10 protein-coding genes are annotated in these 14,070 nt (G+C 67.1%); 3 read left to right on the plus strand and 7 right to left on the minus strand.

All coding sequences use genetic code 11. The annotated features are described in order from the left end of the window. Positions 1 to 664 precede the first annotated feature (664 nt). The 3 genes from PSEWESI4_RS25310 to PSEWESI4_RS04870 all read right to left on the minus strand — a co-directional run bounded on the left by PSEWESI4_RS25310 (position 665) and on the right by PSEWESI4_RS04870 (position 6,589). Positions 665 to 3,262, minus strand: coding sequence for a LuxR C-terminal-related transcriptional regulator (locus PSEWESI4_RS25310; protein ID WP_187670057.1), 2,598 nt, complete (start codon positions 3,260 to 3,262; stop codon positions 665 to 667). 145 nt (positions 3,263 to 3,407) lie between these two features. Next, entirely contained in the window at positions 3,408 to 4,781 is a 1,374-nt protein-coding gene (locus tag PSEWESI4_RS04865; protein WP_187670058.1) for a DUF1329 domain-containing protein, read from the minus strand. Positions 4,782 to 4,795: 14 nt separating this feature from the next. After that, a complete protein-coding gene (locus PSEWESI4_RS04870; RefSeq protein ID WP_187670059.1) occupies positions 4,796 to 6,589 on the minus strand; it encodes a DUF1302 domain-containing protein in 1,794 nt (597 codons plus the stop codon). A 332-nt stretch (positions 6,590 to 6,921) separates the two neighbouring features. Here PSEWESI4_RS04870 and PSEWESI4_RS04875 point away from each other — a divergent pair, with 332 nt between their 5' ends. Next, entirely contained in the window at positions 6,922 to 7,491 is a 570-nt protein-coding gene (locus PSEWESI4_RS04875) for a hypothetical protein (RefSeq protein WP_187670060.1), read from the plus strand. 553 nt (positions 7,492 to 8,044) lie between these two features. Continuing rightward, on the plus strand, positions 8,045 to 8,356 hold the full coding sequence (locus tag PSEWESI4_RS04880) for a hypothetical protein (RefSeq protein WP_187670061.1): 312 nt from the start codon (positions 8,045 to 8,047) through the stop codon (positions 8,354 to 8,356). Positions 8,357 to 8,358: 2 nt separating this feature from the next. On the opposite strand, the gene PSEWESI4_RS04885 is transcribed toward PSEWESI4_RS04880, so the two are convergent. From PSEWESI4_RS04885 to PSEWESI4_RS04895, 3 genes are all read right to left on the minus strand, one after another. Continuing rightward, positions 8,359 to 9,132: a crotonase/enoyl-CoA hydratase family protein gene (locus PSEWESI4_RS04885; protein ID WP_187670062.1), complete on the minus strand. Its 774-nt coding sequence runs from the start codon at positions 9,130 to 9,132 to the stop codon at positions 8,359 to 8,361. A gap of 102 nt (positions 9,133 to 9,234) precedes the next feature. Beyond that, positions 9,235 to 10,146: an SDR family oxidoreductase gene (locus tag PSEWESI4_RS04890; protein WP_187670063.1), complete on the minus strand. Its 912-nt coding sequence runs from the start codon at positions 10,144 to 10,146 to the stop codon at positions 9,235 to 9,237. A 165-nt stretch (positions 10,147 to 10,311) separates the two neighbouring features. Continuing rightward, positions 10,312 to 11,301 carry a bile acid:sodium symporter family protein gene (locus PSEWESI4_RS04895; protein WP_187670064.1) on the minus strand — a complete coding sequence of 330 codons (990 nt, stop codon included), beginning with the start codon at positions 11,299 to 11,301 and terminating at the stop codon, positions 10,312 to 10,314. Between the two features lie 82 nt (positions 11,302 to 11,383). On the opposite strand from PSEWESI4_RS04895, the gene PSEWESI4_RS04900 reads away from it, so the two are divergent. Continuing rightward, complete coding sequence (locus tag PSEWESI4_RS04900; RefSeq protein WP_187670065.1) at positions 11,384 to 12,175, plus strand: AraC family transcriptional regulator; 792 nt, start codon at positions 11,384 to 11,386, stop codon at positions 12,173 to 12,175. Positions 12,176 to 12,329: 154 nt separating this feature from the next. Here the strand turns inward: PSEWESI4_RS04900 and PSEWESI4_RS04905 are convergent, their stop codons facing one another. Next, positions 12,330 to 13,931: an inorganic phosphate transporter gene (locus tag PSEWESI4_RS04905; RefSeq protein ID WP_408004276.1), complete on the minus strand. Its 1,602-nt coding sequence runs from the start codon at positions 13,929 to 13,931 to the stop codon at positions 12,330 to 12,332. Positions 13,932 to 14,070: the final 139 nt, after the last annotated feature.

A 14,070-nucleotide genomic window follows, 5' to 3' on the forward strand; every position in this document is an offset into this window, starting at 1 on the left:
TCCGTAGCCCGGATGCAATCCGGGAAAACCGGCAACCCGCGTCCCGGACTTCGTCCAGGCCACGAATCTCGGGGCTCCAACCGTAGGAGCGCGCCATGCCCGCGATTTCACTTTCTGGCACCCGCGTGGGGAGAGGGCTGACGAGGACGCTGCCCGAAATCACATCCCTCTCCCCCAGCCCCTCTCCCATGAATGGGAGAGGGGAGTCGATCGTGCCGCCTGGCCGTTCGCAGCCCGGATGCAATCCGGAGAAGCCTATTGTCACGGATTTCATCCGGGCTACGTCGACGTAGGAGCGCGCCATGCGCGCGAATCGCGGCCATGGGCCGCTCCTACGGGGTAAGCCCTTCACAGTCCGTAGCCCGGATGCAATCCGGGAAAACCGGCAACCCGCGTCCCGGACTTCGTCCAGGCCACGAATCTCGGGGCTCCAACCGTAGGAGCGCGCCATGCGCGCGATTTCACTTTCTGGCACCCGCGTGGGGAGAGGGCTGACGAGGACGCAGCCCGAAATCACGCCCCTCTCCCCCGGCCCCTCTCCCATGAATGGGAGAGGGGAGTCGATCGCGCCGCCTGGCCGTCCGTAGTCCGGATACAGTCCGGGGACGCGGAGGCGCCGGCATTCCCGGATTGCATCCGGGCTACGTCGATGCGGGAATGGGCGTCAGTCGAGCAGCCCCAGCGCCTTGGCCTGGGCCACCGCCTGGGTGCGGCGCTCGACCTTGAGCTTGCTGTGGATGCGCCGGGCGTGGGTCTTCACCGTGTGCAGGGAGATGAACAGCCGCTCGGCGATCTCCTGGTTGGACAGCCCCTGGGCGATCAGCGCCAGCACCGCCAGTTCGCGCGAGCTGAGCGGCGAGTTGTCGTCGCGGGGCAGTTCTTCCTCGTGCGCCTGTTGCAGCAGTTGCAGGCTCTCGCGCTGGGCCGGGCTGGCCAGGCGCAGCACCAGTTCGGGATGCAGCCGGAAGAAGGCTTGCAGCGGGCGCAACAGCCGCATGCGCTGCGCCTCGCCCAGGGCGCGGCGCAATTCGAGTTCGGCCTGATACGCCCGGCCGGCGGTGAGCATCGCTTCGGCCAGGGCGAAGCGGCATTCGCAGACCAGCGGCGCATGGCCGGCGACCAGGCTTTCGTCGCGCAGCGCCAGCAGGGCCTCCTGGGCGGCGCCCAGGCGACCCAGGCGCAGGTCGCACAGGGCCAGGCCGAAGCGCGCGCGGAGCATCAGGCAGTAGAAGCTGGACGGCGCCAGCAGGCCGCGTTGCCGATAGCGCTCCAGCAGCGCCTGGAACAGTTCGCGGGCCTGCCGCGGCTCTCCCCGGCGCAGGTGCAGCAGGCCGCCGGCCAGTTGCAGCACCGCGTGGTAACGCTCTTCCGGCACGTGCTGCCACTGCATGACCCGCTCCGCCTCCTGGAGCAGGTTGAGGGCCTGGGTGAAGTCGCCCTGGTCGGCGACCAGTTCGATCAGCCCGAAGTAGCCGAACAGGCGGTAAGCGTCCTCGCAGCGCTCCGCCTCGCGCATGCCGCGCCGGTAGGCGTTGCCGGCCTCCTCGTACCGGCCCTGGGCGGCCAGCATGGCGCCCCGCAGCATGTGCAGGCGGCCGATGACCGGACCATGGCGCAGCGCGGTGGAGACCTGCCCGATGGTCTGCTCGGCCAGTTCCACCCCGAGGGCAAATTCGCCACGCATGCCGTGCAGGTGAATGCGCTCGACGTTCAGCAGCCCCTCGTAGATCAGGCTGCCGCTGTGCCGCGCCTGGAACAGGCCCTCTTCGCAGCAGCGTTGCGCTTCGTCCAGTTCGGTCTGCGCCATGGCCTGCTGGGCCAGCGCCTGGTAGCAGAGCACGCGCTGCGACCAGGCCGACTCGCTCAGCCCCGCCAGCGCCTCCCGGCAATGCTGGCGGGCGCCGGGCAGGCCACGCTGGCGCATCAGCATGCCTTGCAGCGCCTGCCAGTGGGCCAGCAACTGGCGCTGGCGACGGGCATCGGCCTGAGGCAGGAAGCGGCTCAGGTCGGCCAGGACGTCGTCCACTTCGTCGAAGCGGCCGCAGGTCACCAGCGCCCAGCCGAGCAGGAAGATCAGTCGCGGCGTGCTGGCGAACAGGTAGGCCGGCAGCTCGGCGCGCCATTGCAGGAACTGGGTGACGCTGTGCCCGACCAGCAGTTGTTCCTGGCCGAAGCGCTGAAGATAGCTGGCCGCCACCTCCGGCTGCTCCGCCCACAGCGCGTGTTCGACCGCCTCGCGCGGATCGCCGTGCAGGAAGAACCAGCGGCAGGCCCGCAGGTGCGCCTGGATCGGCTGGCCGCCGGACTGGCGCCTGAGGATCAGCGCCAGCGGCCGCCATAGCCGGAACCACTGGCCGGCGCTGTCCAGGCCACGCAGGAACAGTTGGCGGCCAAGCAGTTCATCGAGCAGTGCGTTGCCGTCTTCGTCCAGCAGTTGCCCGCAGAGTTCGGCGGAGAAGCGCGGGATATGCGCCAGCACCCGCAGGTGCTGGACCAGCGCAGGGGGAAGATCGCGCAGCACCTCGCGCTCGATATAGTCCTCGAGCAGCGTCGAGCCGGCCGCCAGGCGCTCGCGCAGGCCGGTCGCGTCGGTCTTGAACAGCAGCAGGCAGATGCCGGCCGGCCAGCCTTCGCAGTCGTGCAGCAGGCGGGCCACCAGTTCGCCGTGCACGTCCGGGTGCTGATCGCCCAGCAGGCCCCGCAGCTCGTCTTCGTTGAAGGCCAGGGCCTGGGCGTCCACTTCCAGCAGGTCGCCTTGCAGCAGCAGGCGCGGCAGGTTCCAGGACGGCCGGCGGCGGCCGCCGATCCACCAACGCAGGCTGGCCGGGGTCTGTTCGAGCAGGCGGTCCAGGCAGTCGTCCAGTTCCGGGCAGGGCTGCCGGGGGTAGTCGTCGAGAACGATCCACAGCGGCTGGTCGATGCTGCTGAGCAGGTTGCCCAGCAGGGTCTGCGGGTCGCCGGATTCGAGCGGTCGCTGCAGGACGGCCGACAGCCGGCCGAGCAGTTCGGCCGGGGTGAGCGGACGGCCGAGCAGGTCGAGCCAGACCAGCCGGGTGCCGCTCGGAACCTGGCGCGCGCACTCTGCCAGCAGCACGCTCTTGCCGAACCCCGCCGGCGCGCTGATCAGCGTCAGCCGGCAAGCACTGTCGCGCAGCACCCGGCTCAGGCGTGGACGCGGCACATGGTTGGCGGGCAGGCGCGGCAATGGCTGGGAGAATGCCGGTCGACTATCGAGGACTCGAACACTGGCTTGCCTGGTCATTACGGCTCTTCCTGTGCAGGCGATCCATCGATCTTAGCCGCACCAGGAAGGGGCCTGCTGCATCACCCCTAAGTATGAATATGCAGGAATAAGGAAAAGCGGGCGCCAGGCCCCCACCGGGCCTGGCGCTTCACGACCTTCCGGATCAGCGCACGCCAGCGGTGCGCAGTGCGGCCGGAGTGTAGTCGGAGGCCGAGGTCTTGATGCCGAACTCGACGGAGCGCTTTTCCTCATTGTTCATGCCGATCGCCAGGTAGCGGCCGGAAATGATGTCGTACAGCGCTTCGAAGGCATACACCGGCACTTCCACCTGGAACTGCTGCACCAGCATGGCCTGGCCGACCCGCCAGAGCTGGCCGCGACCGTCGTAGTGCTCGGACACGGCGATCTGCCAGGAATCCTCGTCGATGAAGAAGCGGCGCTTGGCGTAGATGTTGCGCTCGCCACTCTTCAGCGTGGCTTCCACTTCCCAGACGCGGTGCAGCTCGTAGCGCGCCAGGTCCTGGTTGGTGTGGCCGACCTTGAGGATGTCGGTGTATTTCACCGTCGGCATGGCGACGCGGAAGTTGTTGTACGGGATGTACAGCTCGCGCTTGCCGACCAGTTTCCAGTCGTAGCGGTCCGGCGCACCGTTGAACATATCGAAGTTGTCGGAGGTGCGCAGGCCGTCGGCGGCGGTGCCGGGACCGTCGTAGGCGACCTGCGGGGCACGCCGTACGCGACGCTGGCCGGCGTTGTAGATCCACGCCATGCGCGGTTCCTTGACCTGGTCCAGGGAGTCGTGGACCAGCAGCACGTTGCCGGCCAGGCGCGCCGGCGCGGTGACCCGCTGCTTGAAGAACAGCAGGGCGTTCTCCGCCTTGGCCGCCGGCAGGTCGGCCATGTTGTTGGGGAACGACACTTCGTCCTCGAAGTTGACCAGGCTGTAGGCGCCGTTGGCCTGCGGTGCGGCCTGGACGATGGTGCGCCGCAGGTTGCCGCCGCGATAGCGGGTGATGTGGTTCCACACCACTTCCAGGCCGTTCTGCGGGATCGGGAAGGCGTAGTAGCGGCTGTCGTTGAAGTTCTTCAGGCCGTTGCCGCCCTCGATCAGCTCGGTCCTCTGCGCGCTGATCTTCGCCGCGTCCTGGATCGCCTTGGGCACCACGGCGGAGCGGCGAGTGGTGTACACCGGCATCTTGTAGGTGTCCGGGTAGCGCTTGAACATCGCCAACTGGCCTTCGGACAGCTTGTCCTTGTACTGGTCGAGGTTCTGCGCGGTGATGGTGAACAGCGGCTGGTCGCCGGGGAACGGATCGCCGAGGAAGCCGCGCGAATCCACCGACGCGGCATTGGTCGGCAGGCCGCCGGTCCACTCGGGAATGGTGCCGTCGGCGTTGCCGGCCTTCTCGGCGCCCAGCGGGGTCAGGCTGGTGCCGAGCTTGGCCACCTGGTCGGCGGAAACCGCCGCCATCACGTTGGCGCTCAACAGACCAAGGGCCAGGACGCCGCATTGCAGCAGGGTATTGCGAATGATCATGGTGTTCTCCGCCCTTAGAAGTTCACGCCGAAGCTGAGCGCGATGAAGTCGCGGTCGGTCGTGGTGTTGTAGTCGCCACCGAAGAAATTGGTGTAGGACAGGCTGGCGGTGTAGGTGTTCAGGTAGTCGGCGTCCAGGCCGACGCTGATGGCCTTGGAACCCTCGTTGAACACCGGGCCGTAGCCGGACACGTCATGGGACCAGGCGACGTTCGGCTTGAGGTTCACCCCGGCGAACACGTCCGGGTAATCCCAGATGCCGCGCGCCCGGTAGCCCCAGGACGACGAGGTGAAGAAGCCGTGGGAGCCGTAGCGTTCCTGGGCCAGCGGGTTCTCCGGCAGGCCGAACACGGCGTCGCGGCCGTAGCGCTTGCCGAGTTCGTCGCTCATGCCGCTGACGCGGGTGAGGCCGACTTCGCCCACCACGGTGAAGCGGCTGGCGCCCATGACCTGGTCGAAGAAGTGGGTGAAGGTGGTCTGCACCTGGGTGACTTCCTTGCGGACGTAGCCCTGGTGCTCGGCCCCAGCCTGGGCCAGCGCCCCGGCGACGCCGCCGGTGGCGAAGCCTTCGGCCACGCTGGTGGCCAGCAGCGGGGTCAGGTCGCTGGTGTTGAGTTGCAGCGGCATGTTCGGCCGGTAGCTGATCTCGCCGCTCCAGGCGGTGCCGGTGGGCAGCGTGGTGGAGAAGCTCAGGCCATAGAGGCGGATGTCCTCGGGGTATTCGAGGAAGTAGCTGCCGCGCCCGAGCAGGATCGGCTGGGCCAGGGCGCCGCCGGCCAGGGTCAGGGCGTTGAACAGGTCCGCCACGCCGGCGTTCTTGTAGCTCACGATCGGCGTGCGGCTGTGGTAGTTGATCAGGTACGCGCCGTACTCGGTCTCGTCGCCCAGCCAGCGCAGGGTCAGGCCGTACTGGCCGGAATCGCGCGCATCGCGGTCGGGGCCGCGCGGTACCAGCAGGCCCTCCGGCTCGACGTTGACGCCAATGCTGGCCAGTGCGGACTGGAAGGGCAGCAGCGAATTGATGGTGGCGGGGTCGAGGATATTGTAGTTGTCGACGCAGCCGTCGGCGGCCACGTCGGCGCCGGAGAAGAAGGTGCCGCAGTTGTCGATGACGGTCTGGTCCCACTCCAGTTGGTAGAAGGCTTCGGCGGACAGGTTCTCGGTCAGGCTCTGCTGCACGTAGAACATGTTGACCGGGATCAGGCCCTCCTTGATCTCCGCGCCGGGACGGCGGAAGGCGGCCACGTCGATCGGGTTGATGGCGTTGATGCCGTTCTGGATGAAGGTGCTCTCGCCCCAGCTCACCACCTGCTTGCCGAGGCGCACGGAGCCCGGCTGCTCGGCGAGGGCGTAGTTGTAGTAGACGAAGGCATCGAGCAGTTCGGCGCCGGACGACTTGGCGCCTTCCTTGCGATTGTGGTCGCTGATGTCCTTGTGCAGGCGGCTCTCGTCCTTCAGCTCGAAGTCGTACCAGTACTTGCCACGGGTGAAGAGACCGAAGTCGCCGTAGCGCAGCTCGAGGTCGTGGATACCCTTGAAGATCTTCGAGAAGGTCTCGCCGCGCTTGAAGTTCAGGCGGCCATCGTCGTTGGTCTGGGTGAAGCCGTTACCACCGTTGGCCATGCCGATCAGGTCCTTGTCCTGCTTGGCAGTGCTCCAGCTAGCCCCCACCGACAGGGACGAATCGAACTGCCCCTCGATCTCGCCGATGGTGAAGTTCACCGCCTGTGCCTGGGCGCCGAGCCCGGAGGCGACGGCGATCGCCAGGATTTTCGGCAGGAAGACGGCGGGCCTTGTTGTTCTTGTCATTTGGCGCTCCTTGTTGGTCGAACAGACCCTTGGAACACCCTACCCAGAGCCGCTGGAGCGGATAAGCGCACGAACGGCGGATTTTCCCCGTGTCGCTCGAAAGGATTAATTCGCCGTTTTTTCTCACGTCTGGAGGCAGCCGCCGGACCTTCGGCCTGGGTGGCGGGAAGTTTCTACACAGAGGCGGGAAAACCCGTGGCATTGGGATTTACAGCCCGTTATTCGAAGCCGGGCCCCAGCGCCGCCGGTGTTTCGGAAAGGCCTTATTTCGCCACCCAAGAGCGCCCACTTAAAAGGTCATCGAAGCCAGGTGACGAGGGAGGTGGAGCGCCATGTCATGGTCATGCGGAAATCCGGATTGCCTAACCTGCAGGCGGACCAAACCGCCACAACCGCCGGAAAGGCCGTCCACGCCAGCCTACGACGAACAGTTGCGGCTCCTGGGCCCGGACGACGAGCCCGCCGGCCATGTGCCCTACACCATCCTGGCGGTGACCCTGACGCCGCCACCAGCCGCCCGGTCCCTGGCCTGCTGCGCCACGGACGCCGACCATCTCGCTACCGACCGGATTTACGTCAACTCCTCAAGCAACACCATCGCCACGACCAGCGACACCGCCGTCGGCACCTCCGTCACCAGGGTGGCGCTGCCAGAGGGGAAGAACCGCGCCCTCACCGCCAATGAAATCACCATGGCGCGCACGGTATTCGGGGGCGGAGTGGACTACGCCAGGGTGAAGGTGCGCCACGGCGGCTGGTGGTTGTTCATGGGCCTGCAGGATGAAAACACCGCCGTTACGCCCAATGGGAATATGTACTATCCCACGGCTCTGTATCGTGAGGATTTCACGGAGTCCGACGAAGCCAGAGCCCTATTCATGCACGAAATGGCGCATGTCTGACAGTACCAGATGGGCTACAGCGTCAAGTGGCACGGCCTTACCGTCAGTAGCCGCGGTCCCTCTGCCTATGCCTACAACCTGGCACCGGAGAGTCGCCTGAGCGATTTCAACATGGAACAGCAAGGGCACATCATGTCTGACTATTACATGATTTGCGTTCTACAAAGACCGAGCAGGGCTTTCACTCCAAACATGGATAAAGAGTTGCTGCGAAAAATCATGTCACCCTTTCTATCCAGCCCAAGAGACAAAATACACCTCCCCAAATGATCAGGATATTTACATGAGAGCATGGAGTGTAATTATCTCTCTACTAGTCCCCTGCATATTCATAGGGGATTCGGCGGCCACCTCTCTAGGTGCAAAACAACTGGACATAGAGCAAATGCTAGATGCGCCCGCCGGTTGCCTCCCAACAGATGAAAGCGAAAGCATAAAGTTGGAGTCCGCAGACGTTATCGAGGATTCTCGACAAGTAGGCGGATTACCGCATCAATGGGCCATCGAAAAGATACCCGGCGCCCAATCCACGATACTCCGCCCTGGAGAATGTGTGGTTTTTGGCAAACCAATCGATGGCTATCAACAAATAGGGGAAATCACTCCTCTCGAAGAAGGCAAGACTTACAGCTTCGGGCTACGGCGAGGCGACCGGCTCAACGACTGGGTGAGCAGACTCTATGTCGGCATGTTCTGTGTCCAGCGCTCGACGGATGGCCGCCTCGCTTACCTTCCCTACGTCCGGCATCCAGACGGCACGGTGACCTACCCGCCTTGCGGCCGCTACATCGGCAGCCCGGCCGCTCCTGACGGCATCAATCCTCCCCGCCCGCCAGGCTCTCTACCCATCGATGCTCGTCCCTGAATTCACTCCCCGAAGCTGCCGTGACGTCCCTCTCCACTCTTGAAGCGGCGGGCGCCGGCCTGGGTTTCTCCGCTTTCGATCACCGCCATGCCGCCACGGAATTCGTTGGCCAGGGCCTCGTCGAACGGCAAATCCCACTGGGCATGGGCGCTGGCCCGGTCGGCCAGCATGCAGCGCTGCGGGAAGGCGGCGATTTCCCGTGCCAGGGCTTCGGCCGCCTCGCGCGCCGCGCCCTTGGCCACCACGCGGTTGACCAGCCCCATGGCCAGCGCTTCCTCGGCCTGCACCGGGCGACCGGTGAGGATCAGGTCGAGCGCCCGGCCCTGGCCGACGATGCGCGGCAGGCGCACGGTGCCGCCGTCGATCAGCGGTACGCCAAAGCGCCGGCAGAACACGCCGAGCACCGCGTCCTCGGCCATCACCCGCAGGTCGGCGAGCAGCACCAGCTCCAGTCCGCCGGCCACTGCATGGCCTTCGATGGCGGCGATCAACGGCTTGGCGAGCTGCATGCGGCTCGGTCCCATCGGCCCGTCGCCATCGACTTCCAGGCGATTGGCGCGGGTGGCGTCGGTCGCCACCGCGCCGAGGTCGGCGCCGGCGCAGAAGGTGCCGCCCGCCCCGGTGAGCACCGCCACCCGCGCCTCCTCGTCCGCCTCGAAAGCCCGCAGCGCGGCGGCCAGGGCTTCGGCGGTCGGGCGATCGACGGCGTTGCGCACTTGCGGACGGTCGATGACCAGGGTGGTGACCGGGCCGTTCTTCTCGACGATGACGCTCATCTCGATCTCCTTGGGCTGGACTGCCAAACGCAAAAAGGCCGGCATCGCTGCCGGCCTTCCACGTTAAGTCCCCGGGGGCTGGAAATCAGCCCACCTGGCGGATCAGAGGGCGTACTTTTGCAGATTCGCCATCATTTCCTTGAGCGCCTCGACGTTGTCCGCCGGGTGCGCCGCGCCGTCGAAATCGCAGATCTGCTGCCACTGGGCGGCCACGTCTTCCGGGCTGAAACCAGCCTTGGGATCGAAACCGGCGCCCAGGCTGCGCTCCCAGCGCACCTTGCCGATCCAGCCGCCGCCGACCTCGAACAGACCGGAGGTTTCCTGGCAGGTGGCACTACCCAGGTACACCACCAGCGGGCTGACCAGCTCGGGCTTGAGCTGCTCGAACACCTGCGGCGGGATCAGCCCTTCGGTCATCCGGGTGCCGCCGGTCGGGGCGATGGCGTTGACCAGGATGTTGTTCTTGCGGCCCTCGATGGCCAGGGTGCGGGTCAGGCCGTAGAGGCCGAGCTTGGCCATGCCGTAGTTGCTCTGGCCGAAGTTGCCGTAGATGCCGGAGGTGGACGAGGTGAAGATCACCCGGCCGAAGTTCTGCTCGCGCAGGTGCGGCCAGGCGGCACGGGTCACCTTGTAGGCGCCTTCGACGTGGACCTTGTAGACCAGGTCCCAGTCGGCGTCTTCCATCTTGTGGAAGGTCTTGTCGCGCAGGATGCCGGCGTTGTTCACCACCACGTCGATGCGGCCGAAGGTGTCCAGGGCGGTCTGCACGATCTTGTCGCCGTCGGTCACCGAGTCGTGGTTGGCCACCGCGGTGCCGCCGGCCTCGCGGATCTCCGCCACCACCTTGTCGGCCGCCGAGGCGTTGGCGCCTTCGCCGTGGGTGCTGCCGCCCAGGTCGTTGACCACCACCTTGGCGCCATGCTTGGCGAACAGCAGCGCGTGGGCGCGACCGAGGCCGCCCCCGGCGCCGGTGACGATGACGACTTTGTCTTCGAAGCGGATGGCATCAGACATGGGCGAACTCCTGGGGGCAGATTGGAAAGGCCCCGAGTGTCAGCCAGCTCCCGCCGCCCCACAAGCAACCGCGCCCCGCCTGAATGAAGGCCGATAAGATGTCGCGATGACGACGGCTCCTGCCCGGCATCCAGACGCACGCTCCTACAGGTACGTGCCGTAAGCCTAATCCGCCACCGCGCCGGCCGGCTCCTCCGAGCGCTTGGCGTAGCGCTCGGCGAGCACCGCGCAGACCATCAACTGGATCTGGTGGAAGATCATCAGCGGCAGGATCAGCATGCCGATGGCGCTGCTGGCGAACAGCACCTGGGCCATGGGCACGCCGGTGGCCAGGCTCTTCTTCGAGCCGCAGAAGACGATGGTGATCTGGTCCGCCGTGTCGAAGCCCAGGCGCTTGCCGAGGAAGCGGGTGAGCACCAGCACCAGGGCGAGCAGGATGCAGCAGACCGCCACCAGGCCGAGCAGCGCCGGCAGCGGCACCTGATGCCAGAGGCCCTGGACCACCGCCGCGCTGAAGGCGGTGTAGACCACCAGCAGGATCGAACCCTGGTCGACGAACTTCAGCCAGTGCTTGTTGCGGTCGACCCAGTAGGCCAGCCAGCGCCGCGCGATCTGCCCGGCGATGAAAGGCACCAGCAGTTGCAGGGTGATCTTGCCGATCGCATCCAGGGTCGAGCCGCTTTCGCCCTGCACGCCGAGCAGCAGGGCGACCAGCAACGGAGTGAGGAAGATGCCCAGCATGCTGGACGCCGCCGCGCTGCAGATCGCCGCCGGGATGTTGCCGCGCGCCAGCGAGGTGAAGGCGATGGCCGACTGCACGGTGGCCGGCAGGGCGCACAAGTAGAGCACGCCGAGGTACAGCTCGGGGGTCACCAACGGCGCCAGCACGGGCTTGAGGGCCAGGCCAAGGGCCGGGAAGAGCACGAAGGTGCAGGCGAACACCAGCAGGTGCAGGCGCCAGTGGGTGGCGCCGGCGATCACCGCGTGGCGCGACAGCTTGGCGCCGTGGAGGAAGAACAACAGGGCGATGGCCAGGTTGGTGATCCAGTCGAAGGCCACCGCGACCTGGCCCTCGCAGGGCAGCAGGGTGGCGACGAGGATCACCGCGAGCAGGGTCAGGGTGAAGTTGTCGGGCAGGAAACGGGGGCGGCTCATGGCGGTATCTCGGGCTTGCAGAGCGAATGGGGCAGACACTACCTTGACCTGGAATTACCGACTAACGCCAAAGAGCCCGCCAATGTCGCGAAAAGGACAGAGCCGACCCTTCCGCCGCAGCATCCCCGGGCTGGCCAGCCTGCCGAGGCCGGTCTACGGGCGCGTCGAGTCGCTGCCCAACCGCGCCCTCACCTATCGCCACAGCCACCCCTGGGTGCAGCTCTCCTACGCCATCGCCGGCGTGCTCGAAGTGCATACCGACGCCGGCCGCTTCATCGCCCCGCCGCAGCGCGCGGTATGGGTGCCGGCGGGGTTGCCGCACCGGGTATCGAGCGCGCCGCGCACCGAAATGCGCAGCCTGTACATCGACTGCTCGGCGGTCGACTGGGCGCCGCTCGGCTGCCGGGTGCTACAGGTCAGCCCGCTGCTGCGCGAGCTGATCAGCGCATTCAGCGTGTTACCGGTGGAATATGCCGAGGATGGGTCGGACGGCCGCCTGGTGCAGGTCCTGCTCGACCAGTTGCGCGCCGCGCCGGAGGTCGACCTGATGCTGCCGCTGCCCGTCGACGAACGCCTCCAGGACCTCTGCCGCCGCTTGCAGGAACGCCCGGAACGGCAGGAAACCCTGGCCCAGTGGAGCGACCGCCTGGGCGTCTCGGAAAAGACCCTCAGCCGCCTGTTCCTGCGCGACACCGGCCTCAGCTTCCGCGCCTGGCGCCAACGCCTGCGCCTGCTCGGCGCGCTGACCCCGCTGGAACGCGGCGAACGGGTCACCGACGTCGCCCTGGCCTGCGGCTACGACTCCACCTCCGCCTTCATCGCCGCCTTCCGCCAGCAGTTCGGCTGCACGCCGAGCGAGTTCTTCCGGCCCTGACCACAACGCTTGGCGGGCTGAAGCCCGTCCTACACAATCGGCTCTTCGCAAAGCACAACCGTAGAGTGCGCCGCGTGCACCGATCCAGGAGCAACACTTTTCCTTCTGGCGGAACGCCCTGCACGCCCTCGGCAGACGGTGCGCGCGGCGCACCCTACAAGAGCATGGTGAACGACCAGTACAACCCGGCCGCCAGGCCGATGGCCGCCGGCAGGGTCAGCACCCAGGCCAGCAGCATGTTGCGGATGGTCGCCAGTTGCAGGCCGCTGCCGTTGGCCATCATGGTCCCGGCCACGCCGGAGGAGAGCACCTGGGTGGTCGATACCGGCAGGCCGAAGCCGTCCGCCGCGCCGATGGTGAGCATCGCCATCAGTTGCGCGGAAGCGCCCTGGGCGTAGGTCATCGGCGCCCTGCCGATCCCCTCGCCGACCGTGGCGACGATCCGCCGCCAGCCCACCAGGGTGCCCAGGCCGAGGGCCAGCGCCACCGCGCCCTTGACCCACAGCGGGATGAACTGGGTGGTGGCGTCGCTGCGCACACGCAATTCCTGCAAGGCGCTCCAGGTCTCCAGGGGCAGCGCCGGCTGGCTGTCGTCGAGCAGGCGAATGGTCGCCGCGCCCAGGTACAGGTCGTTGCGCAGCACCAGGGCGCGTTCGTTCGGCACTTCGGCGAGGCTGTTGTGGGTGCGCAGTTCGTGGCCGATCTCACCGAACAACGCGGCCAGCGCCGGCAGCAACTGCGGCTCGTCGGTCTGGCGGAGCTGGTAGGCGGCCAGCACCTCGCGCGGGTCGTCCACCAGCGCCTGGGGCGCGATGCGGCGCAGCGCTTGCTGGCTGCTCTCGGCCAGGGCGATCAGTTGGCGGGTCTGCTCCACCGACTGGGCGCGGTCGAGGGCGAACGCCACCGGCACGGTGCCGACCAGGATCAGCATGATCAGGCCGATGCCCTTCTGGCCGTCGTTGGAGCCGTGGGCGAAGGAGACCCCGGAACAGGTGACGATCAGCAGCCCGCGAATCCACCAGGGCGGCGGCGTGCGCCCCTCCGGCGCGCGGAACAGCGCCTGGTTGCGGTTGCGCAGGGCCAGCCTGAGCGCCAGCAACAGCAACGCGGCGCCGACGAAGCCGACCAGCGGCGAGAGCAGCAGCGCGTAGCAGACGGTGAGCAACGGCCCCCAGTCGCCGTGGGCGAAATCCAGGTAGCCGACCATCAGGCCATGGGCGAGCCCGACGCCGACGATCGAGCCGATCAGGGTGTGCGACGAGGACACCGGCAACCCCAGCCACCAGGTGCCGAGGTTCCAGATGATGGCGGCGATCAGCAGGGCGAAGATCATCGCCAGCCCGGCGCTGGTGCTGACCTTGAGCATCAGGTCCGGCGGCAGCAGGGCGACGATGGCGAAGGCCACCGCGCCGCTGGAGAACAGCACGCCGAGGAAGTTGCAGAAGCCCGACCAGATCACCGCCACGCTGGGCCGCAGGGCGTTGGTGTAGATCACCGTGGCCACCGCGTTGGCGGTGTCGTGGAAGCCGTTGATGAACTCGAAGCCCAGGGCGATCAGCAGCGCCACGCCGAGCACCACCAGCGGCAGCCCGAGGCGCAGTTCGGCGCCACTGGCGCGCAGGTCGAGGAACAGGCTGGCGAAGGTGAACAGCAGGGCGCCGCCGAGCAGGCTGAAGAACAGCAGCCGGCCCCTGGGACCGGCCCGTTCGCGCAGGATGGGGCTGATCGGCGATTGGGGCAGGCGCGCGGCACGCAGGGCTTCGACGAAATGGTAGCGATCAAGCACGACCGCCCTCTCCGGCAGGGCTGGCGTGCGGCAGGTGGCGGCGGCTCACGGCGGGCTCTCCTTATCCGGTGCGCGCGGCGCACCCTACGAACAGCCTAGTGCGCCCTGC

Origin of the sequence: Zestomonas carbonaria (assembly GCF_904061905.1) — a bacterium.
GTDB classification, from domain to species: domain Bacteria; phylum Pseudomonadota; class Gammaproteobacteria; order Pseudomonadales; family Pseudomonadaceae; genus Aquipseudomonas; species Aquipseudomonas carbonaria.

What these genes read in the sequence shown, in the direction of transcription:
- PSEWESI4_RS25310 (WP_187670057.1), bottom strand. Translation starts at nt 3,262, where the DNA reads ATGACCAGGCAAGCCAGTGTTCGAGTCCTCGATAGTCGACCGGCATTC.
- PSEWESI4_RS04870 (WP_187670059.1), bottom strand. Translation starts at nt 6,589, where the DNA reads ATGACAAGAACAACAAGGCCCGCCGTCTTCCTGCCGAAAATCCTGGCG.
- PSEWESI4_RS04865 (WP_187670058.1), bottom strand. Translation starts at nt 4,781, where the DNA reads ATGATCATTCGCAATACCCTGCTGCAATGCGGCGTCCTGGCCCTTGGT.
- PSEWESI4_RS04875 (WP_187670060.1), top strand. Translation starts at nt 6,922, where the DNA reads ATGTCATGGTCATGCGGAAATCCGGATTGCCTAACCTGCAGGCGGACC.
- PSEWESI4_RS04890 (WP_187670063.1), bottom strand. Translation starts at nt 10,146, where the DNA reads ATGTCTGATGCCATCCGCTTCGAAGACAAAGTCGTCATCGTCACCGGC.
- PSEWESI4_RS04900 (WP_187670065.1), top strand. Translation starts at nt 11,384, where the DNA reads ATGTCGCGAAAAGGACAGAGCCGACCCTTCCGCCGCAGCATCCCCGGG.
- PSEWESI4_RS04895 (WP_187670064.1), bottom strand. Translation starts at nt 11,301, where the DNA reads ATGAGCCGCCCCCGTTTCCTGCCCGACAACTTCACCCTGACCCTGCTC.
- PSEWESI4_RS04885 (WP_187670062.1), bottom strand. Translation starts at nt 9,132, where the DNA reads ATGAGCGTCATCGTCGAGAAGAACGGCCCGGTCACCACCCTGGTCATC.